We start from the raw sequence: 25827 nt of genomic DNA on the forward strand, positions 1-25827 counted from the left end.
CAATGTGGCTTGATTGCGGTTTAAAAAACGCCCCATGCGCCATCTGCGCCAAACTTCGGCTCCCGCGCAAAGCCCTCCCTGTGGGAGAAGGTGGCCGAGCGAAGCTCGGTCGGATGAGGGGTGTTCCAGCTTGGCACCAACAGCGCTCCGGCCAACACCCCTCAACCGTCTTGGCGCTGCGCGCCAATCCACCTTCTCCCACACGGGGGAGAAGGGAAGCTCTCCACCGTCCAGCCCACGAGTTCACCCCAAGCCGATGCGCCTGGCGCCTTGCCGGAACAGGGCTGCGGCGTCCGGCTCGAAGCGGAAGGTGCCGATGAAATCGTCGGCACAGTAGTTCGGCAGCGTCTTGCGGATGGCGGCCGCGAAAGTGCGGGCCTCGTCAAGCCGCCCCGCCAGCGCAAGGCAGTGCGCCGCGATCGCCAGGATGATGGCATGCGCGTTGGGACGGGCGGCGGCCTTCAGCGCCCATTCGGCAGCCTCGTCGAACTGCCCGAGGCGGACATGCGCCATCGCCCTGGCGCCGAGCATGCCGAACAGCAGCGGATCGAACGGACTTAGATGGCGCGAGTGATCGGATGAACCGATCGCCGCGTTCGGATCACCCGACTGCGAGTGGACAAACGAAAGCGCGTAGTGGCCGAGCGCAAAGTTGGGGCTGAGATCGACGGCCCGTTCCAGCTCGATGAGCGAGCCGTCCTGCTCGCCGCGCAACCACAGCGCCCGGCCCATGGCCCAGTGCGCGGCCGGATTGTGATCGTCGACAAGAAGACTTTGGCCGGCGGTCTCGAAGGCGAGCGCGCTTTCCCGGTCGCGGTCTCCCCAGCGCTGAAAGGCGTTCTGCCAATGGGTGAAGGACAGGCCGGCATAGGCGCGGGCGAAGGTCGGATCGAGCTTCAGGGCCATTTCGAAGAAATGCCGGGCCTGCTCGTTTTCCGTGCGGGTGAAGCGATACATGTGCCAGAGGCCGCGATGGTAGGCTTCCCAGGCGTTCAGCGAGCTGGGGGCTTTCAGCATGGCGCGGTTGCGTTCGACCATCTCGATCTCGGCGGAGATCGACGAGACGATGCTGTCGCCGATGTCGTCGAGGACGGCAAAGATGTCGTCGGGCCTGCGTTCGAAGGTCTCGGCCCAGGCGATCCTGGCCGTGCGCACCTCGACAAGTTCGACGCTGACCGCGACACGGCCAGCCTGGCTGCGCACCGTCCCGGTGGCGACGTAGTCGACGTTGAGTCGCCGGCCGGCATCTTCCGGCGCGATGTTCTTTTCGGCCAGCGCAAAGACCGAGCCGCGGGCGATGACGAAGAAATCCCTGAGCTTGGCCAAACGGGTGATGATGTCGTGGGTCAGGCCGTCGGCCAATCCACCGCGAGAGGGGCCACCGCAAGAGGGGCCGCCGCGAGGGCCGCCGATCCCGGCTTCCTCGACAAACGGCATCACCGCGAGCGAGGCCTTCGACGTAGCAGTATCGGCATGGGGAAGCACAATTGACGCTTGCGCGGCTGCCGGCAACAGCGCCGGCTGCGCCCGGAGCGTCGCGGCAGGTCGTTCGCTGCGGATCGACCGCCATGCCTCACGAACGCGTCCGAAATCCAGATCCTCCGAAGCAAACAGCTGCGCCGCCGAGGCAAGATGGTCCTCGCAGGCGGCGATCTGCCCGCGTCGCGCCAGGCTTGTCAGAAGAGCCACGTGCGCGCGCTCGTCGAACGGATTGAGTTCCAGCCATGTCTCCAGATGCGCGGACATTTCGTCGGCATCCGCCGGGAGCTTGCTGACCAGCTGTTCCAGAATGGCGGCGTGCCACGAGCTGAAGCGGCGGCGTTGCGCGATAAGCCAGCTGTTGAAATGCGGGCTGCGGTCGATCTCCAGCCCGTCGAGGAAATCGCCGACAAACAGGCTGGACAGGGCCTGCAGCCGCCCAAGATCGAGCGTCTCGATGCCGCTGGCGGCGGCCGAGGCGACATCGACGGCGTCGACGGAAATGCCCTTCAGATCGAGCGCGACCGTGTCGCCTGATGTTTCGATCCTGTGGCGATCCGGTTCGTCAAAAATGCCCCTGAGCTTGCTGAGGCACCAGCGAAGCTCGCCGCGGGGATCGTTCGGCACATCCCACAAAAGTTCGCACAGACGGCTGCGGCCGACGGCATGCGGCGCCAGCGCCAGATAGGTGAAGAGCGCGCGCAGCTTGCGCGATGCCGGCAGTTGCATGGTGGCGCCGTCACGGATGACCGTCAGCGGCCCGAGCAGCCGCACGGACAGCCCGGCCGCTGCGCCGTCCAGACTCGATCGAGCGGATTCCACGTGCGTTTCCACGCTTGCTCCCACGCTGGCCAGTTGTCCTTTGCTTTACCATCGAAAGCGATCGAGTGCATCCGGCAACGAATTTTCCGACGCCGGTTGCCGGCATTGCCACCGTTCCGGGCCGCGTTGGCGGCACCGGAACCGTACTGCGGCAAGGTCTCGAAACCTCGCCGCCCAAGCCGCCGGTTTGTAACCGGCTCGTGACAACGAACACCTCGTGACGACAACAAAAAGGGGAGAGCAGACATGTTGCAGCAACGGAAAATCAGGACCACGGCCGGTCGCGGTCGCCTGTTCGACAGCATTATCGACACGGTCGGCGATACGCCGGTGATCAGGATCAACAATCTCGGCCCCGATCATGTGACGATCTATGTGAAGGCCGAGTTCTTCAATCCGGCAGCGTCGGTGAAGGACCGGCTGGCGCTCAACATCATCGAGGAGGGCGAGCGCAGCGGCGCCCTGAAACCGGGCCAGACCGTCGTCGAGGCGACCAGCGGCAACACCGGCATCGGGCTGGCCATGGTCTGCGCGCAGAAGGGCTATCCGCTGGTGGTGACGATGGCCGACAGTTTCTCCATCGAGCGGCGCAAGCTGATGCGCATGCTGGGCGCCAAGGTGGTGCTGACGCCGCGTGCCCAGAAGGGTTTTGGCATGTACAACAAGGCGGTCGAGCTCGCCAAGGCCAATGGCTGGTTCCTGGCCCGCCAGTTCGAGACCAAGGCCAATGCCGCCATTCACGAGGCGACGACGGCGCGCGAGATCATCAACGACTTCGCCGCATCGCGGCTCGACTGCTTCGTCACCGGCTACGGAACCGGCGGCACCGTCGTCGGTGTCGGGCGCGTGCTGCGCCGCGAGCGTCCCGAGATCCGGATCGTGCTGGCCGAACCCGCCAATGCCCAGCTCATCGGCAGCGGCAAGGCGCAGGAGCGCGGCGCCGACGGCGCACCCGCCGCCAGCCATCCGGCCTTCGAGCCGCACCCGATCCAGGGCTGGACGCCGGATTTCATTCCCAACGTCCTGCAGGAGGCGGTCGACGCCAGCCTCTATGACGAGGTCGTGCCGATTGCCGGGCCCGAAGGCATCAAATGGGCCAAGGCGCTGGCCCAGAAGGAAGGGATTTTCACCGGCATTTCCGGGGGAGCCAGTTTTGCCGTGGCACGCCAGATCGCCGAAAAAGCTGCACCCGGCTCGGTGATCCTGTGCATGCTTCCCGACACCGGCGAACGCTACATGACGACGCCGCTGTTCGACGGCATCGAAGCCGAGATGGACGCGGAGGAAATGGCTCTTTCGCGGTCGACACCCAGCGGCCAGTTCCCGGCCGAGTAGCAGGAGAGGGAGAAACCACCATGGACGCGACGCCAAAATCCTCTGGCATGGCTTTCGAAGAAACGCTCGACATGCGCCGCCTGCAGCAGGGGGAGTGCGTCGTGCCAATCGCCACCGTGTCCAGCCGGATGCTCGCCGTCACAGAGGAAATGCGCACGGTCATGGATTTTGCGCGAAACGTCCTGGAGGGCGACGGCCTGGGGCCCGATGCCTGCGATTTCATGTTCGGCAATCCGCAGGAAACGCCGTTGCGTGGATTTGTCGATGCATTGATCCGCCACGTCGAGCCACAGGATGTTCACTGGTTCGGTTATAAAAAGTACGATGCGCTGGCGCGCGAAACGGTGGCCCGTTCGCTCAGCCAGGCGCGAAGCCGAAACTACAAGCCAGACGACATTGCGATCACCGCGGGAGGGTTCGGCGCGATAGCGGCTGCGCTGCTCGCCGTGCTCGAGGTGGGAGAGGAGGTCATCTATCCGCGTCCCGGCTGGTTCGCCTATGGTGCCCAGATTCGCGGCGCGGCAGGGACACCCGTCGCCGTCGACCTAGCACCGGGAAACTATGACCTCGATCTCGAAAGGATTGAGGCAGCGATCACCCCGCGCACCCGCGTGGTGGTGGTCAACACGCCGCACAACCCGACCGGCCGCATCTTTCCCCGCGCTCAACTCGACGCGCTCGCCGACAAGCTCGCGGCCGCGTCCGAAAGATTTGGCAAGGTGATTTATCTCCTTGCCGACGAGCCCTATGCGCGACTGGTGTTTGACGGCCATGCGCATATCAGTCCGGCCGAGAGCTATCCGCACACGCTGATCGCCTATTCCTTCGGCAAGACCTTGCTCGCGCCCGGCGAGCGCCTGGGCTGGCTCGCACTCGGGGCGGACATGCCCGAGGCCGATCGCATACTGTTGCGCGAGGCTGTCGACATAGCGCAGGTTTCGCACGGTTGGGCTTTCGCCGGCCGTACCCTGCAGCGGGCACTGCCTGATCTCGAGAAGCTCAGCATAGATGTCGCAGCCCTTGCGCGGCGCCGCGATCGCATGGTCGAAGGCTTGAGGGCAGCGGGATACGACCTGCCGGTGCCTGAAGGTACCTTCTATCTCATTCCACGCTCCCCAATACCGGACGACATGGCCTTCGCGGCACGCCTCGCAACTGACGGTGTCTGGGTGCTGCCCGGCAGCGTCGCCCAATTGCCTGGACGTCTGCGGATCAGTTTGACTGCAAACGACGGCATGGTGGAGCGCTCTTTGCCCGTCTTTGCGCGAGCGATCCGGGAAGTCGCAGCCTAACTCCTCCTGGCGAGCAGGAGCTCACACAAGCGCTTCGCTTGAGCGATGGCTGGCGGCCCGTTGCAATCGACTGCTGAATGCCAAATTAATAGGTCCTGATCCTAGTCAGGGATGCTTCAGCGCATCGCAAACCCTTCGCGGTGACGCCGGAATATCTCGAATCGACGCCGCGCGGCCTCGCGTCGGGCCAGTGGCTGCATGATTTTGGCCTGCAGACGTCACGCGGTTTCAGGGCGCTGAAGGTGTGGATGGCGCTGAAGCAGCACGGCATCGAGAAATTCGGCCGCCTGATCGACCAGAACATCGCACAAGGCCACTATTTCTCCGGGCTGATCGAGGCTGAACCGACCATCGAGCTGACGGCGCCGACCAGCATCAACATCGTCTGTTTTCGCTACCGCGGCGACGGGCTGACGGCAGAGCGGCAGAAGGCGCTCGACACCGAGATCATGCTGCGGCTGCAGGAAGACGGTATCGCCGCCCTTTCGAATACGACGGTGCACGGCCAGCATTGCCTGAGGGCAGCGATCAACAACCACCGCACCCGGCGCGACGACCTGGATCTGCTGGTGCGGGAAACGCTTCGGCTTGGACTGGACGTTTCAAGGCGTGGCGCGGCTCTGCCTTCTCCCCTTGTTGTGGGAGAAGGTGGCCGCCCACGGGTCTTGCCTCCGGCAAGCCCGAGGACAGGCTCCGCGGCCGGATGAGGGGTGTTCCAGCTTGGCACCGCCGCACTCCATCCAGCACCCCTCTTCCGTCTTGGCGCTGCGCGCCAATCCACCTTCTCCCACAAGGGGAGAAGGAAAGACCCGCGATCACGCCTCGAGCCAGACCTTCTCGAAATGCTGCTCCAGAGACTGATGCTGCTCGCAGCCGTGCACGCCCTTGCGGAACGTCCGGTAGACCGAGCGCCAGTAGGGCTGGATGATGATGCCGGAATCGCGCAGATTCCGCTCGATCTTGGCCATGATCTCCTTGCGCGCGCTGGCGTCGGGTGTGGCCAGCGCCTTGTCGAGCAAGGCGTCGAACTCCGGATTGGCGTAGGCGGTCTCGTTCCAGGCAGCGCCCGATCTGTAGGCCAGCGCCAGCACCTGGACGCCCAGCGGCCGGCCGAGCCACTCGGTGCAGGAGAAAGGATATTTGCTCCAGTCGTTCCAGAACGTCGCCGCCGGCAGCACGGTCCGTTTGACCTTCAGCCCGGCGTCGCGCATCTGCGCGGCGATCGCGTCGCCGGTGTTCTTCTGCCAGTCGACATCGACAGAGATGAGCTCGTATTCGTGATCGGACTTGCCGGCCTCGGCAAGCAGCGTCTTGGCTTCGTCGACATTGCGGACGGCCGGGCCGATATCGGCGTATTCGGCATGCATCGGGCCGACATGATGGTTCTCGGCCGGCTTGCCGCGGTCGTCCATGCCTATCTTCAGGATTGCGGTATTGTCGACGGAGAGCTGGGCGGCGCGCCGCACCCTGATGTCGTCATAGGGCGGATTGCCGACGTTGAAGCGCGCGACGATGGTCGAGCCGGTGGCAAGCTCGGAATTGCTCAGACCCATGGCGTCGGTCTGCGAGACGGTATCGGCGGCGGTTTCGTGGTTGGTGTCGATCTCACCCGATTCGAAGGCCGAAAACATCGCATTGGGATCGGAGCCGTAGTCGACCCATTGGATGCCGTCGAGCCAGAAATCGCCCTTCCACCACGGCTTGTCCTTGCGGCGGACCTCGGCGCCGACCTCGGCGTCCCATGCCACCAGTTCGCAAGGTCCAGTGGTGATCGCCAAGGCCTTCAGCGGATCGCCGTCGCCGTCGTAGCTGCGGTGCATGATCAGCGCCGGATAGTCGGTCATGCCGGCAATCAGCGAAATGTCGGGCTTCGGCAAATTGAGCCGGACGGTAAAGTCGTCGACACGCTCGATGCCGCCGTCGATCGGCTTCTTGGTGGCGGCGTCGACCAGCGCCCCCATCCGCTCGGCGACCGAATTGCCGGCAACGCTCGCATCGCACCAGCGCGTCAGGTTGTGGACGACGTCGTCGGCGTTGAAAGTGTCGCCGTTCGACCAGGTGATGCCCTTGCGGACGTGCAGCGTCAGCACGCGGGCGTCGTCGCTGGTCTCCCAACTCTCGAGCAGCCACGGCTCGAAGGTGAAGTCGCGGTTCCAGCGCACCAGATACTCGTTGCAGTGGCGGGCAACATTGGACATTTCGACGCCGTCGAAGGTGCGCGGGTCCTTCCAGCCCTTGACGTTCATGGCGACGCGCAAGACGCCGCCGCGCTTCGGCTCCTGCGCCCTGGCCGGTGAAGGCGCGAGGCCGCCCAGCGCCAGCGCGCCGGCGACGCTGACGCCAAGTGCTGCCATGGTGGCGAGATATTCGCGCCGGCTCATGCTGCCTTTTTTAAAACCGTCGGCGACGGGCTCGGCCTGCGGATGCAGCGCTCTTTCGGTCAGCATCAACTTCATCGTCGAATCCTCCCTGTCGGCGCCCGGTCGACCGATTCGCGGGGGCGGATGCGGTCGCCGGGCGCCCTTGGCCATAGGCGATGATAGTGCGGGCGTGGCCCGGAAAGTGTTCGGGCTTCCGCAGTTGTTGTGCGCTGTTCCGCAGAGGTGGAAGCGGGGTGCTTGTAAGGCCCCCTCATCCGGCCCTTCGGGCCACCTTCTCCCCGGCGGGGAGAAGAGGCTGGCACCGGCGTGGCGATCTCTTCTCCCCTCGGGGAGAAGGTGGCCGCGAAGCGGCCGGATGAGGGGGCATTCGCGGGTTCCCTACAACCACTCGCCCTTGCCGAGCGTGGCGATGGCGGCGACGATGCGGGCGAAGGCTTCGCCGGCCCGCGGCAAGGTATTGCGGGCGCGCAGGAAACTGTGGACGGGGCGCGACTCCTCGTACCACCAGGCGCGGCAAAGCGTCAGAGTTCGTCATATAGCCGGGCGGCGTTTTCATAGGTGAAGCGCAAAGGCACCGAGCCCACGACCTGCCATGCATCGACCGTCTCGCCTGCCATCAGCCGACAGGCGCCGTCGGTGGTTGTCACGGCGCCGCCATAGAGCCGGTTGGCAAGGTTGAGGATGGCGGTCTGGTGCATCGCCGTGCTGCCGCTGCCGCAGGCGTCCTTGACCAGCAGCACGCGAAAGCCCGATGACACCGCATCCCTGACGGTGGCGTCGATGCAGGCCTCGGTCCATACGCCGGCAACGACCAGCCACTCGATGCCTTCGGCCTTGAGCCGGCCGGCGGCAGGGCCCGCACCGAAGGCGCTGGCCTCGGTTTTGACCAGCATCATCTCGCCGGCGACCGGCGCCACTTCCGGACAGATCGCCGTCAGCGGATCGTCCTTGTCGGAGAAGGCCGACCTGCCATTGGCATCGACCGGATGGAACCGCCGCGCCTCCCTGGTGAGATCGACGATATAGGCCGAATGATAGAGCAGCACATCGTTGGCCCGCGCCGTTGCCTGCAGGCGCTGGACGTTGGCGAGGATGTCGGCGAAACCCTCGACCAGGTAACGCTTGTCCTGCCGATGCTCCTCCTGGAGGTCGACGAACACTGCGGCCACCGTGCCGCGTCTGATCGAGACCGGGCCCTTCATGCGGACACCTGAACGAAAGCATGAGCGCTGCGGTTAGTCCCGACGATTTGCGATACCGCACCGCGATTGGTGGTGGATGCTGGGATCAAACTTCTTTCTCCAGAAAGTCGTCCTCATAGGGAAAGCGCGACAGAAGCTCGGTGCCGGTTTCGGTGACCAGTATCTCGTCCTCGAGCTTGACGCCCTCGCGTCCGCCTTTCTCGCCGATATAGCTCTCGACGCTGACCACCATGCCGGGCGCGACAAACCCGTCGCGGCCATAAGTCTCGTAGTCCATGGCGTGCGCGATGAACGGCGTCTCGCCATGCATGCCGACGCCGTGCATGACAGACGTGTAGCGCTGGTCGACGAAGCGGTCCGGGATCTTCCAGGCCTTTTCGGCAATTTCGCGAAACGCCATGCCCGGCCTGACGATCGAGATGTTGTGCTGAACCTGGTCGTGGGCCATTCGGTAGAGCGATTTCTGATAATCCGTCGGCTTGCCCGGCCCGCAGCGGAAGGTGCGCGAGAAGTCCGAATAATAGCCGTAGCAGCCGATCGTATCGGTATCCAGCGCCAAGAGTTCGCCGGGCCTGATCTTGCGGCCGCTGGCTTCGTTGAACCACGGATTGGTGCGCTGGCCCGAGGTCAAGAGCCGGGTTTCGATGAACTCGCCGCCCTGCCGGATCACCTCGTGATACATGATGGCGAACAGGTCGTTCTCGGACACGCCGGGCTTGATCGCCTCGCGCACCGCATAGACGGCCGCCTCGGCGCCGGCCATCGATACCTGCAGGCATTTTACCTCTTCGGGCGTCTTGACCGCCCGCACGGCGAGGATCTCGCCCTGGCAATCCCGGACCTCGCAGCCGCGCTTTTCCAGCGCCAGCGCCTGCAGATGGCCGCAGCGGTCGAGGCCGAGCTTCATCGAGCCGCCGCCATGCACCTTGAGCAGCTCAGTGATCTCGTCGGCGAAGGGGCCGGCGGTCTCGTCGTCGCGGCCCGACACCGAAGACCACACCAGCTTCGACGGCCGCGCCTCGTCGATCGTGTCGAGCACCATCGAGACATGATAGCTCTGCGGATATTCGAACAGCACGATCGGCCCTTCGGTCGGGATGAAGAAGTAGCGCGTCGAGTTGCGCAGAAAATAACCGAACATGTTGCGCGAGCCGGTGGCGTAGCGCTGGTTGTAGGGGTCGAACAGCACGACGCCGCCATAGCCGGCCTCGCGCATCCAGGCACGCAGCTTCGCCAGCCGGCCTTTGCGCAGCGCGTCCGCATCGATGAAAGACGGCTCGGTGTCGGACAGCCACATGCCGCCGGCCGGATCCGCCGCCGCCGGGTGGCGCATGCGGTCCTTGAAGTCGACGTCCTCAGTGCTGTCGGGGTCGAACACGACGATGCTCATGGGTGCCTCCTGGAAGAAGCCCTGAACATAGCGGTGCGCCGCGATGAGCTTGTGCGTGATACCGCAGATGTTGTGCGAAATACCGCTTGAAGTCGTTCCGCGGCGCTCTACGGCGCCCCCCTCTGTCCTGCCGGACATCTCCCCCTCGAGGGCCTCGAGGGGGGAGATCGGCCGTCATCACCGCTTTCGAGAATTTCTACCGTCGCAGGAAGAGCGGAGCATCGAAGCTGCCAATCTCCCCCCTTGAGGGGGAGATGGCCGGCAGGCCAGAGGGGGGTGGGCGGGAACGCGGCGCGGCGTGGTTAGCGCCCTAATGCCTGCGCGCCACCTTCGGGGCATGCCCATGCTCTTCCCTGAACGCCCGCGCAAAGCTCGACATCGAAGCAAAACCGCAGGCCAGCGCCACGTCGCGCACCATCAGCGTCGAATGCGCCAAAAGGTCGGCGGCGCGCTTCAGCCGCAGGCGACGGTAATAGCCGTTGGGCGAGATGCTGAGCTCGGAGCGAAAGTTTCGTTCGAGCTTGTCGGAGGAGACGCCGAGCTTTTCCGCCAGATCAGCCATGCCGAGCCGCTCCTCGACCGCATCCTCCATGATGGCGATGGCCGCCAGCACCAGCTCGTTCTGGACGCCGGTGCGCAGCCGCAGCGGCATCAGCTTGCGGTCGACGCTGGAGCGCAGCGGGCTGTGCACGAACCATTCGGCGACGCCGGCCGCGAGCTCGGCGCCATAATCTGATGTGATGATCTCCAGCATCATGTCGAGGCTGCCGACGCCGCCGGCCGAGGTGAAGCGCTTGCGGTCGATGACATAGAGATCGCGCCTGAGCTCAATGTCCGGAAACGCCTCGGTGAACGCCGCCTGGCTGGTCCAGTGCAAGGTGCAGGCATGGCCGTCGAGCAGGCCGGCCCGCGCCAGGAAGAAGGCAGCATCCGCCACCGCGCCGATATGGGCGCCGCCGCGCAGGCTCCTGCGGATCCAGCTCACCGCGTCCTCGGCCACGAGATGATCGGCATCGCCGCCCGAGCAGACGACGATGCGGTCGACCTTCGGCGCATCACCGGCAAAAAAGCCGGGCTGGATGACGACCCCGTTCGAGGCTGCGACCAGGCCCTCGGCGGCGCCGACGATGATCCAGCGGTAGCATTCTTTCTTGGCCAGCACGTTGGCCGCGCGCAACGGCTCGATCACCGAACTGAACGCCATCATCGGAAAGCCGGGGAAGACGAGGATGGCAAAGGTGAGGGGAGCGTCGGTGGGTTTCAGTGGGTCGCGCGTGGGGGTGGTCATGGGTGTGCTCGCCGGCAACTGGATGGAGCGTACAATTCTGCCGAATACAGTCGGGGTCAACTGGAACCGCCAGCCTTCCATCAATCAGGTGGTCGTTCACGCCAAAAGCGTAGGCGGCGAGACTGTTGGAGGTGGAGCTTGAGCATTTGTGCACAATGTAGTTTGTTCCCCCCGAGGGGAGCGGGGGAAGCAGATGGAAATTGCGAAACTTGTTATCTCGGCGCTTACGCCGATCGTCGTTGCTATTCTAGGTTGGAGAATTAGCCGGACACTCAAGGAAATCGAACAAAAACAATGGGCTAGCAGAAAGCTAGTGGAGAAAAGGATAGAAATCTATGACAGGATTTCACCTCAAATAAATAGGTTATTTTGCTATTATCGCTGGATTGGGGATTGGAAAAAATTCTCTCCCCATGAGATACAAAAAGAAACTTGGATCACCTAGTATATATTTACAACTACCTTCTTGATGACAAATTTTTTGAATCGTATTCCAATTTCATGGACGCTTTGTTTCTGACCTACAACGGCGCTGGTGAGGATGCGCGTTTACGCACTCATATTCGGAACGAGGAGGGGGATCGCGCCAAGTCGACATTTTATCAATGGGTTGCGGCATGGGAGGACTGTTTCGACGATAGCCAAGTTTTGCCACTGAACGAGATTTCAAGGCGCTATGAGGCCGTAATGCAGGCTCAAAAGGCCGGTATATTTTCGCAGTAGGATGAGCGGGGAATGAGGCGCGCGCTTCTAATTGCGATTTCGTAGCATCGGCAACTTTTCAGGCACCAGACACGCACGACATTCGAGACTATGAGCAAACCTCCAATAGACAAAGTCTTGAAACGCCCAATCGACCGGAAGCGTGAGTCAGCCTTTTCGATGACCATTGGTCACGACGGCGACGGAAAACTCACTGATATGGTCGTGACCACGGATTGGATGTTTCTTATCAAGGAACATTCCGTACATTCGATCAGATTGGCGGATCAACTTGATCCCGATCGCACGAACATTGACCTCCCCAACACGCAGCAATTGTTTGCTGATGCCGGTTCAGAGTCCGATATCGTAGCCCGGACCCTACTCTCGGCTGGTCGGCTTTTTTCAAAAACCCATTTTCCGGACCCCAAGACAAGAGACTTCGGCATTTCGACCTCCGTCGACATCATGACCCAGCTCTTAGCGGCACAGAAAATCCTGTTCCAGCTCGAAACTGATGAGGCGAGGCAAATTGCAGAGGTGAACTCCTCCAAGGATTCCACACGATTGCCTGCGGTGACGGAGGTCGAAACTCGAGCGAACACTTTCATTCAAAAAGCGGAGCACGCCCTCCAAGCGATTTATCGCCTCGCAGAGGTTTTTTACGGTCCGCAAATGAAAGCTGCGGGAAAATGGCCGGATAGTTTGACTTCAGTCCTAACTAAGGAATTTGGCGAGAATGACGTCACAACGGTTTTTGCAAGGGAGTTGGCGAAGTTTGCGCATCAAGTTCGCAACACCCGCCATTGTGTCGAACACCGCAAAGATGATCAGCGGGTCATAGCAAAGGATTTTTGCCTCAGTTTAAATGGGACGGTTACGCGGCCGTCGATCACGGTGGTGCACCCCAAGGCTCCGATAGATGAGACCGATCTGACCGCGTTTATGTCAGCATGGGTCGACAGCTTGACGGGTGTCACGGAAACGATGCTCCTGCATCTTGCAGGCAAAAACCACGCTCCGTTTGGAAATACTCCGATCGGAGTTGGCATAATTCCGGAAAATCAGAGAGCCATCCAAAAGGTTCGCGTCGGGTATCTCATAAATGTTGGAGGCCAATGGAACCGCCTAGGCTAGTCCTGAGAAGGAAAACAATGCGAACCCGGGATCGCGTCTTGGCGCCTCTAGGGAGCGAGTAGTCGATGCCACGGTTGCGCGATGGATCTCCAATTTCCAGATGCATGTCTATTTGTTGGAAAGATTGGATATAAACAGCCTGCAATCGACAATTCGGTTGAGCCTTGTAAGCCGCGTGTTAGATCAAGGAGACGTTCGCTTCCAGCGAGGTTTATACCGAATATATCCAGCAAAGTCTTTGTGGGCCTACTTGGCCAATTTGAAATCTGAGGGCAAGGATTGGTTTCTGGAAGATGGCTCGCCGCACAGTGCCGAATTTAACAGGGACTCTGAAACGGTAGTGCCTGAACCATTTTTTAAATTGTGGGAGAGGAGAGGCACCTACTAGAAACAAGCCCTCGCCGCCCATTCGGCACGGCGGATTTAAGGGGAGCGGCTCCTGTAGTCCAACGCCCCCAACGTTTTTTCTCTTCCGATCACTTAGCAGATAGCGTCTTGGCCCCAGCCAGAACTTCGAGACTATACCAGCCGCCTCGGCACGGATCCCCCCTCAACTCCCCAGCGCCTGATCCAAATCCGCAATCAGATCGTCGCCATCCTCGATACCCGCCGACAGCCGCACCAGCGAATCGGAAATCCCGATTTCCGCGCGTTTTTGCGCCGGGATCGAGCCGTGCGTCATCAGTGCGGGGTGCTCAATCAGGCTTTCGACGCCGCCGAGGCTTTCGGCCAGCGTGAACAGTTGCGTGTGTTCGAGGAAGCGTTTGGTGCCGGCGAGGTCGCGGTCGAGCTCGACCGTGATCATGCCGCCGAAGGCGTGCATCTGCCGCCTGGCGATGGCGTGCTGCGGGTGGCTGGGGAGACCGGGATAGATGACGCGGCGGATGTCGGGACGGCTTTCCAGCCAGTGCGCGATCTTCTGGCCGTTCGACGAATGGCGCTCCATCCTCAGCGCCAGCGTCTTGAGGCCGCGCAGCGCCAGAAAACTGTCGAACGGTCCGGAAATGGCGCCGATGGCGTTCTGCAGGAATTTCAGCCGGTCGGCGAGATCCTTGTTGTCGCCGACCACGGCGACGCCGCCGACCATGTCGGAATGGCCGTTGAGGTATTTCGTCGTCGAATGCACCGATATATCGATGCCGAGCTCCAGCGGCCGCTGCAGGTAGGGGCTGCAAAAGGTGTTGTCGGCGACCGAGAGCACGCCTTTGCGCCTGGCCAGGGCTGCGACCGCTTCGAGATCGACGACGCGCAGCAGCGGATTGGTCGGCGTCTCGACCCAGAGCAGCCTGGTTTCCGGGCGGATCGCCGCTTCGACCGCGGCCAGATCGGTGAAGTCGACGAAGTCGACCTGCAAATTGGCCGAGCGCTTGCGCACCCGCTCCAGCAGCCGGAACGTGCCGCCATAGATATCATCGGTGGCAACGACATGGGCTCCGAAATCGAGCAGTTCGAAGATCGTGGCGATCGCCGCCAGCCCCGAGGCGAAAGCGAAGGCGGCTGCGCCGCTTTCGAGATCGGCCACCGCGCGCTCGAAGGCAAAGCGGGTCGGGTTCTGGCTGCGGGCATATTCAAAACCCTTGTGCACGCCCGGGCTCTGCTGGCCATAGGTCGAGGTCGCATAGATCGGCACCATCACCGCGCCGGTCGTCGGGTCGTGGCTCTGGCCGCCATGGATGGTGCGCGTCGAGAAGGCCAGGCGGTTGCTGCCCGATACGGTGGCTTTGATGGTCATCTTGCGCGGCGCCTCAGATGGTTGATCAGGTCGATGCGTGTAATCAGGCCGATGAATTCGTCGCCGTCGAAGACGATGGCGACCTCGTTGCGGTCGAACACCGGCAGCAGCGCGTCCAGCGTCTGGCTGGCCTGCAGCGTGTGCAGATTGGAAGTCATCGCCGTGCGCACCGGGGCCTTGAAACGGTCCCAGCGGCTGTCATAGGGGCCTTCGACGTGGGCGAGGATATCGCTTTCGTCGACGATGCCGACGAGCTTGCCGTCGTCCAGCACCGGCAGCTGCGAGACATCCGAACGGCGCATGCGGCCATAGGCGTTGAGCAGGCTTTCGTCCGGGCCGACAGACACGATGTCGCCGGTGCGGTGCGTGCGCATCACCAGGTCGCGCAAATCGCCATGCTGCTCGTGCTCGGCGAGGCCCTGCTCGATCAGCCAGAAATCGTCGAACACTTTCGACAGATATTTGTTGCCGCTGTCGCAGACGAAGGTGACGACCCGCTTCGGCACGGTCTGCTCGCGGCAATAGCGCAGCGCTGTCGAAAGCAGCGTGCCGGAGGACGAGCCGGCGAGGATGCCCTCCTTGGAGAGCAGGTCGCGCACCGCCAGCATGCTCTGCTTGTCGGGGATCGAGTAGGCCTTCTTGACCAGCGACAGATCGGCATTGGGCGGGACGAAATCCTCGCCGATGCCCTCCACCGTCCAGCTGCCGGCCTCTTGCATCTTGCCGGTCTTGATCAGGGGCGCCAGCACCGAACCGACCGGATCGGCGAGGATCATCTCGGTCTTCGGCGAGGTTTTTGCGAAATAGCGGCCAAGCCCGGTCAGCGTGCCGCCGGAGCCGACGCCGACGACCACTGCATCGACGTCGCCGCCGAGCTGCGAATAGATCTCCGGACCGGTCGTGGTTTCATGGGCGTCCGGATTGGCCGGATTGGCGAACTGGTTGGCATAGAAGGCGCCGGGCAGTTCGGCGGCGATCCTTTCGGCCATGTCCTGATAATATTCGGCGTGGCCCTTGCCGACATCGGAACGGGTCATGCGCACTTCTGCGCCGAGCGCCCGCAGATGCTGGATCTTTTCGCGCGACATCTTGTCGGGCACGACCAGGACGATGCGGTAGCCCTTGGGGATGCCGACCTGGGCGAGGCCAAGGCCGGTGTTGCCGGCGGTCGCCTCGACAATGGTGCCGCCGCGCTTCAGCTTGCCCTGTTTTTCGGCGTCGGCGATCATCGACAGCGCAATGCGGTCCTTGATCGAGCCGCCGGGATTCTGGCTTTCGAGCTTGATGAACAGCCGGCACTTGCCGATGTCGAATTTGGTCAGCTCGACAACCGGCGTCTGTCCGATCAGGTCGAGAACCGATGCATAGGGCGGACGCAGGCGGGACATTTCCCTGTCCGGGAGGGCGATCTTGTGCACGCTCATGCTGATGCTCCATGGTCAAGCGACCGCCTTGGGCAGGCTGTCAGCCTATCTTCTTTTCCAGCCGTTTGCAGTCTGAAAGAAGATAGATCGTGCCAATCCATTGGCCAGACGGGGAATGGGATTCCGGTGGGGCCGCTCCGTCACGCCAATCACGACAAGGTCGCGGGACAGCACCGCCGTAGAGCGCCGACCTCACCCCAGCAACCGCTTCCCCAGCCTTGCACATTGCACGCGAATATCCGGTATGGCGTCGATCTCGAAGAAGGTGCCGCGGGTCAGTGGCCCGACCGCCAGGACCTTGGCCGAGACGGTGCCGTCGCTGGCGATGACCTCGCAATTGTCCGATACGTCGAGGCCAAGGCGCAGCGGATCCGGCCGGGCCAGCCCGCGGTCGACAAGCGACCGCACCACGCTGTTCGACGTTGTCGAGATGTCCCTGGCGATGCCGGTGCAATCGTAGATGCGGGCGACGTCGAACGTCTCGATGTTTTGCGTGTGGCGCGACTGGACCTGCACGCTGAATTCGTCGCCCGCCGTGATGCCGACGACGCGCCCGGCGACAAGCCGGATGCGGCCCGACTGCACCGCCTCGGTGACATGGCCATGGACTTCCGGCGCCATGCGATGGCGGTGGATGTCCCACCACGCCTTGGTGTGCTCGACGAAGCGGCGCTTGGCCGAAGACGGCCAGTTCTGCCAGATCTTCTGGTTGAACGGCCTGAGACCGTCGACGACGTCGCGCCAGTCGATGCCGGCCTTCTGGTTTTCCCGGATCAGGTCGCGAAACCAGCCGACGAAATAGGAGAGCTGGGTGCCGAGCGGAATGTCGGCGACGTCGAGCTTGATCGGATTGCCCTTGCGATGCGGCGAAGGCAGCAGGCCGCGCCGCGACACCGCAATAATCTCGCCGCGATGGCCGCGTTGTTCGAGCGACAGGAAGGCATCGACCATGCTCAACCCCGTGCCCAGCACCAGGACCCGGGCTTCCCCGTCGAGCACGGTGTCGGCCTCCGATCCCATCCTGATCGCATGGCCGTGGCCGGCACCTGGCTCCTCGTCATGTCCGGTCGCCAGCACGGCAAGGTGGGCGACGACGCTGGTACCGTTGGCCAGCGCCACCTCGACCCCGGACCCGGTCGGCGAGATCGACAGGCTCTCCTCGCGGATCAGGCGAAGACGCCCCGTCTCGCGGGCCTCGAGCTCGTCCAGCAGTTCCTTCAGATAGCGGGCGTAGACGCTGCGCGGTGCGTAGACCGGCGCCTCCTCTGGCGTTGCCAGGCCGCGCTCAAGCAGCCAGCGCCAGAAATTGCCAGGGTCGTCGGCATGGGCGCTCATGCCGGCCGCGCTGACATTCAGCACATGCGCCGACAGCAGCGTGGAATAGGCGATGCCCTGGCCGAAATGCGGGCGCTTTTCGATCAGCGTGACACGCAGATCGGGATTGGGCGACTTCAACAGATGCGCGGCAAGGACGACGCCGCTGGCGCCGCCGCCGACGATAATGATCGAACTTGGGACAATCGAATTTGCGCGGCCGGTCATGCGCGCACCAATCGCCTGAGGAGCCGTCGGTTCCGGCTCAGGCCTGGATTCTCAACGCAACCGAAAGGTCGTCGTCGCCGGCGATATCGCGCATCTCGGCGAGGCTGCGCTGATCCAGCACCTCGGCGATCGCCTGCCGGACCTCCAGCATCAGATGTCGGACTTGGCATGTCGCCTCGTTGCAGTCTTCACAGCGCTGATACCGGGTGCGGCTGGCGCAGGGAATTGGGGCAAGCGGCCCGTCGAGCACGCGCACGACGTGGCCGATCTTGATTTCATCCGCCGGCCGCGCCAGGCGGTAACCGCCCTCCTTGCCCTTGCGGCTCTGGACAAAACCGGCATTGCGCAGTTCGCCGAGGATGGCGTCGAGAAATTTCTTCGGAATGTTGTTTCCGGCGGCGATATCGCCGACGAAGGCGAGCTGACCAACCGGCAGCCGCGCCAGATGGACGAGCGCCTTGAGGCCGTACTTGCCCTTTTTTGTGAGCATAGACCGAACGTTTCTCTGTCATGCGATGGCGAAGGGCCACCGGTTGCGATACGCCTGGCGTGCGTCCCCACCGCGTCCGCGTCCAGGCTTTCAAGACACATAAATTCTAGCGACATGATATACAAGACGGGCACCATTGATTTTGCTTGATTTTCAAGCCGCTGCGACGACTTGCCGGACGTTCTTTCCTCCTGAAGCCGCGAGGCACGCCAATGGCGACAGCCGGCGCTCGGCACTCATGCGGGTGATCGCCGCGATATGGACATCGCTCATCGTTCTCCAATTCCTGTAATGTCGATAAGAAAACTATACTTAGCCGCGATACAGGAACCGGTTTTCAAATCGTCGGCCATTCGCAGCATTCATTTGCCGAAGCTGCGCGCAAAACAGGAAATGCGTGTTTGCGGCGGGCCGCGCATTCGCCGGTCGACCGAAACGCCGCCTGAGGTGGTTCGAGTGTCAGCGGAGCGAACGGTTCGCCCACACCAGGCCGCCCAGGCCGACCAGCGCAGTGACGATGCCGATATAGAGCCATTGCGACTGGCCGGTCATGAAGCTGCCGCCGACGAGGCCGATGCCCTGCAGCGACCACAGCGCACCGAGGGCGAGCACAATCAACGCCAGCAGATTCTTGATCACTCTCATCGTCGGAATTCCCTTCCCAAGTCGATTGTCAATTCCGCCATGACCCCGATGGCAAGGCGAAAGGAAGCGACCCGCTCGCTCTCACATCTACTTGCATGATAAAGCCGGGTCTTGTCGGAAACACCCCGGTGCTGGTGCGAAGACCACCAGACATACATCGGCGCAATCCCGACACTCCATGACAGACTGTTTCCCGCCGACTCCAAACGTGTACTGTAGTCATGGAACCGCCAGACGATTGCCGCATTTGGTGCCACATTCCATCCGTAACGGCCGGGACTGTCAAACGGAGCCCCTTGCCACAGATGAAGAAACCCAACCGGACCGCGCTTGTCGCGGCGGCGATAGCGGCTGGCCTGATGGTCGGCGCATCCACCTCCCCTGCCGCCGCGCAATGCGGCCGCGCCTCCTGGTACGCGCTGACCTCGAAGACCGCTTCCGGCGAGCGGATGAACCCGTCGGCGCTGACCGCCGCGCACCGCACCTTGCCGTTTGGCACCAGGCTGAAGGTCACCAACCGCAAGAACGGCCGCAGCGTCGTCGTGCGCATCAACGACCGCGGCCCGTTTATCAAGGGTCGGGTGATCGACCTGTCGAAGGGCGCAGCGGGGCGGCTCGGCTTCATCAGCTCTGGCCATGCTGCTGTGTGCACCGACCGCGTGTGAATGGCCGCGCCGCTTTGCGGCCAGGCGGATGAGGGGCAGCGCAAACCTGAAGCGATTGCCCATTGCTCTCTCCGGCATCTTTCGCAGCTGCACAATAAGCCGGCTGCCGCCGTTCAAAACCGATTTTCAACGCCTTAGACAAAAGTATAAGCATAAATCAATTCAATTGACGTATTGCATCGCAGCAGTTTGTTGTTAACCTTTGCGCGAGAGATTCAAGGCTCGGCACTGCTGTCGTCCCTTCGGTCGCAGCAGCGGAGTTCTCGATGTTCTACCAGCTCTACGAATTGAACCACGCCGCCGTTCAGCCGGCCCGCGTCTATGCCGATGCGGTGCGGATGTTCTACACCAATCCGCTCAATCCGTTTGCGCACACGTCCTGGGGCCGCTCGGTCGCGGCGACGGCCGAATTATTCGAGCGCACGACGCGCCGCTACAGCAAGCCGCAGTTCGGCCTGACCAAGACCGTCGTCGACTGGAAAAGCGTCGCTGTCACCGAAAAGACGGTGTGGTCGCGGCCGTTCTGCAATCTGCTCCGTTTCGAGCGGGCGGTTCCCGCCGGCCGCCGGCCTGATCCGAAGCTGCTGATCGTGGCGCCGATGTCCGGCCACTATGCGACGCTGCTGCGCGGCACGGTCGAGGCGATGCTGCCGCATGCCGACGTTCACATCACCGACTGGGTCGACGCCCGCATGGTGCCGCTTAGCGAGGGCAGCTTCGACCTCGACGACTATATCGACTACATCGTCGACATGCTGCATGCGCTGGGCCCAGACACCCATGTCATGGCGGTGTGCCAGCCTTCGGTGCCGGTGCTGGCGGCGGTGGCGCTGATGGAAACGCGGGGCGACCCGTTCGTTCCCTCGACGATGACGCTGATGGGCGGGCCGATCGACACCCGCCGCAATCCGACCGCGGTCAACCTTCTGGCCGAGGAAAAGGGCACCGGCTGGTTCCGCGACAACGTCACCATGCAGGCGCCATGGCCGGTGCCGGGCTTCGGCCGCGAGGTCTATCCCGGCTTCCTGCAGCTTTCGGGCTTCATGAGCATGAATCTCGACCGCCACATCATCGCCCACAAGGACTTCTTCATGCATCTGGTGAAGCATGACGGCGACAGTGCCGAGAAGCACCGCGACTTCTACGACGAATATATGGCGGTGATGGATCTGACAGCGGAGTTCTACCTGCAGACGGTCGACACCGTGTTCGTACGCCATGCTCTGCCCAAGGGCGAAATGATGCATCGCGGCGTCGCCATCGATCCCGCCGATATCCGCAATGTTGCGCTGTTCACGGTCGAGGGCGAGAACGACGACATTTCCGGCCTCGGCCAGACCCAGGCCGCGCACGACCTCTGCATCAACATCCCCGCGGACAGGCACGCCCACTACATGCAGCCGGCGGTCGGCCATTACGGCGTCTTCAACGGCTCGCGCTTCCGCTCCGAAATCGTGCCGCGCATTGTCGACTTCATCACCAGCTATGGCCGCCAGACCCGCGTTGCGGTGAGGCCGAAGCTGGTTCGCACCGCCAAAAAGTAAAGATGTCCCGGATGGCAGCCGCCGTTCAAGTCGACCTGTTGCACAATAGCCGCGCTTTCGGCGGCGCGGGTAACCATATCGCAAAACTGGCCGTTGGTATAATTGACAGGGACTGTAGATCGCCCTTAACGTTTCATTAACAACAAGGGACGAGGGGGACAATGATTTCCTCACCAATGGCGAGAGGGCTGCGCGTGTGCGCCCTGTTAGGGCTGGCACTTGCGACAGGCTGGTCTACGGCGGCTTCGGCGGCCGGGCCAATGGCAACCGGCGGCCCGACATCGCAGCCGATCGGCCATTACGATTTCTGCAAGACCAGTCCGGCCGAATGCTCGATCCACCCCGGCAATCTCGCCCCCGCCACCATGACAGGCGCGCTCTGGCGCAAGATTCTCAGCGTCAACGCCAGGGTCAACAACGCCGTCAAGCCGATAAGCGACATCGATATTTACGGCAAGGACGAGGTCTGGGCCTACCCCGTCAGGGGCGTTGGCGACTGTGAGGACTATGTCCTGGAAAAGCGCCGCGAATTGAACCGCTTGGGCGTGTCCTATGCCAATCTTCTGATGACCGTCGTGCGCAAGCCGGACGGCGAGGGCCATGCCGTGCTGACCGTGCGCACAAGCAAGGGCGACTACGTCCTCGACAATCTCGACGGAAAGGTCCGCTCATGGGACCGGACCGGCTACCGCTTCCTCAAGCGGCAGGCGATCGACAATACCGGTCGCTGGGTGTCGATCCGTGATGGCCAGCCGGTTCTGGTCGGCGCGGTCCAGTAAAATATCTAACCCGTGAGCAGCTGAATAGAGTTCCGCACCCATGCGACGCTCCTCCGTCACGGCATGGATCCTAGGGTCTCCGCTACGTCGCTTCGCTCCTGCTCCGCCCTAGGATGACGAACGCAGGTGGTTTAAGTCCAATCGCGGATGTCGGAAATTTGCAGCTGCGTGCCGGGTAGCGGGATCGCGGCCAATGGCAATCGCAAACCTTCGAGATTGGCTGAACCGATCCTCACTTCGTCATCCTAGGGCGGAGCGCAGGAGCGAAGCGACGTCGCGGAGACCCTAGGATCCATGCCGTTACCTTCGAGCAATGCCGCGTTGAACAGCGCTTTCGCTCGACGGACTGCCTCAGTCGTCGTGGCGCAATGATGACCCTTAAGTCCGGGCTCAAATACCTACGTCCGCCCCAGCGCGGCGCGGATCGATGCGGTGATGCGGCGAAGCTCCGCCTCGTCTAGTTTTTCGATGTTTTCCGCCAACACATTGGCAAGCTCGGTGGCGGCGGGGCTGAGGCCCGACGTGTCGAGTTTTACCCGCGGGTGCGAGGTCTCGGCCAGCCGCGCCAGTTCTTCGGCATCGTCCCAGATGACATTGAAATAGCCGATGATCTTCTGGATCAGCGTCCAGGTCGGCGCGCCGCGGCGGCCGTGCTCCAGCGCCGACAGATAGGCGGCGCTGACGCCGATCGCCCTGGCCATGGCCTTTTGGCTGACGCCGCGTTCGCTCCGCAGGGCGCGAAGCTTTTCGCCGAACGGGGTCACAAGTCCATCCTCGTCGGGTGCATTTTCATGCGTGCATCCGCATCAGCGCGTGCGCCGCAGGCGTATATAGAGCGCGCCCGAGCCGCCATGCTTGCGGGCGGCGTCGTCGTGGCTGGAGACCAGCGGTCTGAATGCGGGTGTCGACAGCCAGGCCGGCACGGCGCGCCGCAAGATGCCGTCGCCGCCGGACGAGGAGCCCTTGCCGGTGATCACCAGCACATAGCGGATGCCGCCGGCATGCGCCCGGTGCAGGAAGGAGAACAAAAGCGAATAGGCTTCGTCCTGGCTCAGGCCGTGCAGATCGACGCGGCCTTCGATCGGCAGCCGGCCCTTCGACAGTTTTTCCAGCGTCGGCTCGTCGAGCGCATGCGAAACATGCTGCGTCCTGGCTTTCGTGGCCGCAGCAGGAGCCATCGCCTGGTCACGCAGCATTGGCTTGGTGTCATCAGCGATGTCTGGGCCGATATCCGGGATGTCGACGGCGGCCTTGCCCTTCAGCGGCTTGGCGGTGCGCGCCACCAGGTTCCACAGGACCCGGTCGTCCTCGCTCAGCCTGTCGATGCGCCGGGTCATCGCCCCGCTCCCGGCACAAGCCGACGCGGGATCAGCGCGTAGAAATCGGCGGGGTTGCGGACAACGCCGGCGATCTCGCCGGCCGCATCTCCCGTACCAGTGAACAAATCGCCACGCGCCTGGCCGGTGATCGCCGAGCCGGTGTCCTGCGCGATCATCAGCCGCCGGAACGGCTTGTTGTCGAAAGCGGCCAGCGACGGCCCATCGATGTAGAACGGCGTGCCGAATGTATGCAGCAGACGGTCGACAGCGACGGAGCGGCCCGGCGTCAGCGGCACCTTTGCGGCAGCGATCGGCCCGAGTTCCGGGTCGTCGGCCGCCGCCGCCTCGCTGGCGGAAATCTCGCGGAAAAAAATATAGGAGCGGTTGCGCCACAGGATCTCGTCGATGCGTTGCGGATGCGCCTTGAACCAGGCGCGGACCGACTGCATGGTCACCGCTTCCAGCGGGATTTCGCCTAGCTCACTCAGGATCTTGCCCGGTCCGGTAAAGCGCTGGCCGGATTTGGCGGCATAGGTGACGCGGCAAAGCCGGCCGTCGGTCATGGTGAGCCGCGCAGAACCCTGTACGTGGATGAAGAAGGCATCGACCTTGTCGGTGAGCCAGGCGATTTCCAAACCCTTGCCAGCCAAACCCTTGACGAGCGCGCCGCGCTCGATCTCGCCGCGGTCGAAATACTCGACCGGTCCGTCCGGCGTGGCGCGGCCGAAGGCGAGACAGGGATCCATGCCGACCGGCCGGTTGGCGTCGTCGATGTCGACGAGATCGGCCGGACGTGACAGCAGCGGCACCGTAAATCGTTCGGTTCGCACCGGCGAAGCGTCGACCACCGGTTCATAGAAGCCGGTGACGAGGCCGGCGCCGCCGCTTTCCGCCGCTATGTGCGCCGGGATGAAATGCCGCTCGAAGAAGGCGCGGGCTTCGCGCCGGTCGGTTGGCGACACGGTGCGGGCTGCAGCATAGGCCTCGGTGAAGGCATTGAAGTCGACACCGAGCCCGCCGGAGCGATAGGGTTTCGCCAGGATATGAAAAGCCGAACGCCGGAAAGCAGCGAACGCGGCCAGATGGTCGTCCTCGTCCCAGCCGGGCAGATCGTCAAAGGATTTTTCGCGGAACGCCTGAGAAAGCGACACGACAGACCCCGCCGTGGTCCGGGCTCAGTCTTCTTCTTCGGTGGCGACGAGCTTCCAGTTCGGGTCGCGCGAGCGCGTATCGCGGGCGAAGGTCCAGACGTCCTTGACCTCGGCGACGGTTTCGGGATCGCCGTCGATGACGGCGCCGGCCTTGTCGCGCGTTGCCGAAATCAGTTCGCTGACGATGCGCAGCGTGATATGCGCCTCGCTGCCCTTCATCTCGGCGGAAACGATGTCGGCCTTGTCGATGCCGACGAAGGAAGACTGGATCTTTTCCGACTTCGCCTCGCGGTCGCCGATCGCCGCGACAAAGCCGTCATAGACCTCGCGCGACAACAGGTTCTTCAGCGTCTTGCGATCGCCATCGGCATAGGCCATGACGATCATCTCATAGGCCATCTTGGCGCCGTCGACGAAGGTTTTGGGGTCGAATGCCGGATCATTGTCCTTGATCGCGCGCAGGCCCTTGTTGAGATCGGTGTCAGGCTTGGCGAAGGCGTCGATCGCCGCATAGGCGTCGATCGCCGGCTCTCCCGGCGCTCGCTTGCGCGGCAGCGAGACCACATTCTCGGGTTTTTGGGCGTCGTCGCGGGTTCGGCCCGCCGTATAGGGATCGAACGGCGGCCGCTCGCTGCCGGTGCGGCGGCCGAGCACATTGCGCAGCTGGAAAAAGATCACAACCGCCGCAACCAGAAAGAAAATCGTGCCGAAGTCGAAGAATCCCATATCTTCCGCCAATCAATCCCTACTCCGGCCGGACCGCCCGGCCAGGCAATGGCTGCGGTCGCATAGCGTTCAACATCCAAAGCATATAGAACGCAAGCTGCAATCATTCAAATTAAAGGCAGCCATACCTATCTAAAAGGTTCAGTGCCAGCGGCGATTGCCCGCCTGCCGGCAAAACATCGAAACGATCGGTCAAGATTTGCGCATTTCGCTGCTTCCCCTGTTCATCCTCGCGCTTCCGCTGCTGGAGATCGCCGGTTTCGTCATTGTCGGCCGCCAGGTCGGCGCCCTGGCGACGGTCGGCCTGGTGCTGGCTTCGAGCATCGCCGGCGCGCTGTTGTTGCGATACCAGGGGTTCGGCGTCATGTCCCGGGTCCGTGCCGAAATGGACGCCGGACGTGATCCAAGCCGTCAGCTCGCGCATGGCGCCATGATCGTGCTGGCGGCGATCCTGCTCATCATTCCCGGCTTCATCACTGACATTTTAGCCATTCTGCTGCTGCTGCCGCCGGTCCGCGACCTCGCCTGGCGCCGGCTGAAAGGCCGCATCGTGATGGCCACCAGTTTCGGCACCGGCGGATTCCGGGCGAGGCCGCGCGACAAGACCATCGACCTCGACGACAGCGACTATTCGCGCGGCGACGAGCACGGCCCCGATCCCAATTCCCCCTGGCGCCGCCTCAAGGACGAGTAGCCCGGCGCCTTCTTTCCTTCTCCCCTTTGTTTGGACCGGAGACATCGCGAACAGGTGTGCGAAGACATCGCGAACAGTTTGCCATCCT

23 protein-coding genes are annotated in these 25827 nt (G+C 63.0%); 9 read left to right on the forward strand and 14 right to left on the reverse strand.

The features are described 5' to 3' along the window. Nucleotides 1-243: 243 nt before the first annotated feature. Nucleotides 244-2301, reverse strand: coding sequence for a BTAD domain-containing putative transcriptional regulator (locus AC0L17_RS32195; RefSeq protein ID WP_473518715.1), 2058 nt, complete (start codon nucleotides 2299-2301; stop codon nucleotides 244-246). A gap of 246 nt (nucleotides 2302-2547) precedes the next feature. Here AC0L17_RS32195 and AC0L17_RS32200 point away from each other — a divergent pair, with 246 nt between their 5' ends. The 3 genes from AC0L17_RS32200 to AC0L17_RS32210 all read left to right on the forward strand — a co-directional run bounded on the left by AC0L17_RS32200 (nucleotide 2548) and on the right by AC0L17_RS32210 (nucleotide 5635). Further along, complete coding sequence (locus AC0L17_RS32200) at nucleotides 2548-3636, forward strand: PLP-dependent cysteine synthase family protein (protein WP_473518716.1); 1089 nt, start codon at nucleotides 2548-2550, stop codon at nucleotides 3634-3636. A 20-nt stretch (nucleotides 3637-3656) separates the two neighbouring features. Next, a complete protein-coding gene (locus AC0L17_RS32205; protein ID WP_473518717.1) occupies nucleotides 3657-4928 on the forward strand; it encodes an aminotransferase class I/II-fold pyridoxal phosphate-dependent enzyme in 1272 nt (423 codons plus the stop codon). Nucleotides 4929-5026: 98 nt separating this feature from the next. Continuing rightward, a complete protein-coding gene (locus tag AC0L17_RS32210) occupies nucleotides 5027-5635 on the forward strand; it encodes a pyridoxal-dependent decarboxylase (protein WP_473518731.1) in 609 nt (202 codons plus the stop codon). Nucleotides 5636-5743: 108 nt separating this feature from the next. Here the strand turns inward: AC0L17_RS32210 and AC0L17_RS32215 are convergent, their stop codons facing one another. The 4 genes from AC0L17_RS32215 to AC0L17_RS32230 all read right to left on the reverse strand — a co-directional run bounded on the left by AC0L17_RS32215 (nucleotide 5744) and on the right by AC0L17_RS32230 (nucleotide 11189). Beyond that, nucleotides 5744-7384, reverse strand: a complete 1641-nt coding sequence (locus tag AC0L17_RS32215) for an ABC transporter substrate-binding protein (protein ID WP_473518718.1) — start codon at nucleotides 7382-7384, stop codon at nucleotides 5744-5746. Nucleotides 7385-7830: 446 nt separating this feature from the next. Next, nucleotides 7831-8511 (reverse strand): isochorismatase family protein, encoded by a 681-nt coding sequence (locus AC0L17_RS32220; RefSeq protein WP_473518719.1) that lies wholly within the window; start codon nucleotides 8509-8511, stop codon nucleotides 7831-7833. Between the two features lie 85 nt (nucleotides 8512-8596). Continuing rightward, on the reverse strand, nucleotides 8597-9901 hold the full coding sequence (locus AC0L17_RS32225) for a M24 family metallopeptidase (protein WP_128169278.1): 1305 nt from the start codon (nucleotides 9899-9901) through the stop codon (nucleotides 8597-8599). Nucleotides 9902-10211: 310 nt separating this feature from the next. Beyond that, nucleotides 10212-11189, reverse strand: a complete 978-nt coding sequence (locus AC0L17_RS32230) for a GlxA family transcriptional regulator (protein WP_473518720.1) — start codon at nucleotides 11187-11189, stop codon at nucleotides 10212-10214. A 193-nt stretch (nucleotides 11190-11382) separates the two neighbouring features. On the opposite strand from AC0L17_RS32230, the gene AC0L17_RS32235 reads away from it, so the two are divergent. Further along, complete coding sequence (locus AC0L17_RS32235) at nucleotides 11383-11634, forward strand: hypothetical protein (protein ID WP_473518721.1); 252 nt, start codon at nucleotides 11383-11385, stop codon at nucleotides 11632-11634. A 368-nt stretch (nucleotides 11635-12002) separates the two neighbouring features. After that, nucleotides 12003-13028 (forward strand): hypothetical protein, encoded by a 1026-nt coding sequence (locus AC0L17_RS32240; protein ID WP_473518722.1) that lies wholly within the window; start codon nucleotides 12003-12005, stop codon nucleotides 13026-13028. Nucleotides 13029-13578: 550 nt separating this feature from the next. Here AC0L17_RS32240 and AC0L17_RS32245 read toward each other — a convergent pair. The 5 genes from AC0L17_RS32245 to AC0L17_RS32265 form a co-directional block, all read right to left on the reverse strand. Further along, nucleotides 13579-14760: a cystathionine gamma-synthase gene (locus AC0L17_RS32245; protein WP_473518723.1), complete on the reverse strand. Its 1182-nt coding sequence runs from the start codon at nucleotides 14758-14760 to the stop codon at nucleotides 13579-13581. Continuing rightward, the gene (locus AC0L17_RS32250; RefSeq protein WP_473493659.1) at nucleotides 14757-16184 is read right to left on the reverse strand and encodes a pyridoxal-phosphate dependent enzyme; all 1428 of its coding nucleotides are present in this window, start codon (nucleotides 16182-16184) and stop codon (nucleotides 14757-14759) included. Before AC0L17_RS32250 ends, AC0L17_RS32245 begins: the two co-directional genes overlap by 4 nt. A gap of 192 nt (nucleotides 16185-16376) precedes the next feature. Next, nucleotides 16377-17726: an FAD/NAD(P)-binding protein gene (locus AC0L17_RS32255; protein WP_473518724.1), complete on the reverse strand. Its 1350-nt coding sequence runs from the start codon at nucleotides 17724-17726 to the stop codon at nucleotides 16377-16379. 37 nt (nucleotides 17727-17763) lie between these two features. Continuing rightward, nucleotides 17764-18216, reverse strand: a complete 453-nt coding sequence (locus tag AC0L17_RS32260) for an RrF2 family transcriptional regulator (RefSeq protein ID WP_473518725.1) — start codon at nucleotides 18214-18216, stop codon at nucleotides 17764-17766. A 459-nt stretch (nucleotides 18217-18675) separates the two neighbouring features. Next, nucleotides 18676-18861, reverse strand: coding sequence for a hypothetical protein (locus AC0L17_RS32265; protein WP_473518726.1), 186 nt, complete (start codon nucleotides 18859-18861; stop codon nucleotides 18676-18678). A 305-nt stretch (nucleotides 18862-19166) separates the two neighbouring features. Here AC0L17_RS32265 and AC0L17_RS32270 point away from each other — a divergent pair, with 305 nt between their 5' ends. From AC0L17_RS32270 to AC0L17_RS32280, 3 genes are all read left to right on the forward strand, one after another. After that, the gene (locus AC0L17_RS32270; protein WP_023802673.1) at nucleotides 19167-19526 is read left to right on the forward strand and encodes a septal ring lytic transglycosylase RlpA family protein; all 360 of its coding nucleotides are present in this window, start codon (nucleotides 19167-19169) and stop codon (nucleotides 19524-19526) included. A 266-nt stretch (nucleotides 19527-19792) separates the two neighbouring features. Further along, the gene (locus AC0L17_RS32275) at nucleotides 19793-21070 is read left to right on the forward strand and encodes a polyhydroxyalkanoate depolymerase (RefSeq protein WP_473518727.1); all 1278 of its coding nucleotides are present in this window, start codon (nucleotides 19793-19795) and stop codon (nucleotides 21068-21070) included. 161 nt (nucleotides 21071-21231) lie between these two features. Further along, complete coding sequence (locus AC0L17_RS32280; protein WP_091592049.1) at nucleotides 21232-21849, forward strand: transglutaminase-like cysteine peptidase; 618 nt, start codon at nucleotides 21232-21234, stop codon at nucleotides 21847-21849. Between the two features lie 398 nt (nucleotides 21850-22247). Here the strand turns inward: AC0L17_RS32280 and AC0L17_RS32285 are convergent, their stop codons facing one another. From AC0L17_RS32285 to AC0L17_RS32300, 4 genes are read right to left on the reverse strand one after another with little or no spacing between them, the layout of a single operon-like run. Continuing rightward, entirely contained in the window at nucleotides 22248-22613 is a 366-nt protein-coding gene (locus tag AC0L17_RS32285) for a helix-turn-helix domain-containing protein (protein ID WP_023802676.1), read from the reverse strand. A gap of 42 nt (nucleotides 22614-22655) precedes the next feature. Then, on the reverse strand, nucleotides 22656-23186 hold the full coding sequence (locus tag AC0L17_RS32290; protein ID WP_473518728.1) for a Smr/MutS family protein: 531 nt from the start codon (nucleotides 23184-23186) through the stop codon (nucleotides 22656-22658). After that, nucleotides 23183-24319 (reverse strand): murein transglycosylase A, encoded by a 1137-nt coding sequence (gene mltA, locus AC0L17_RS32295; RefSeq protein WP_473518729.1) that lies wholly within the window; start codon nucleotides 24317-24319, stop codon nucleotides 23183-23185. Before mltA ends, AC0L17_RS32290 begins: the two co-directional genes overlap by 4 nt. Nucleotides 24320-24343: 24 nt before the next feature. After that, complete coding sequence (locus tag AC0L17_RS32300; protein WP_023802679.1) at nucleotides 24344-25045, reverse strand: Tim44/TimA family putative adaptor protein; 702 nt, start codon at nucleotides 25043-25045, stop codon at nucleotides 24344-24346. Nucleotides 25046-25244: 199 nt separating this feature from the next. Here AC0L17_RS32300 and AC0L17_RS32305 point away from each other — a divergent pair, with 199 nt between their 5' ends. After that, nucleotides 25245-25739, forward strand: a complete 495-nt coding sequence (locus AC0L17_RS32305) for an FxsA family protein (protein WP_473518730.1) — start codon at nucleotides 25245-25247, stop codon at nucleotides 25737-25739. Nucleotides 25740-25827: the final 88 nt, after the last annotated feature.

The organism is Mesorhizobium sp. WSM4829 (genome assembly GCF_055811475.1).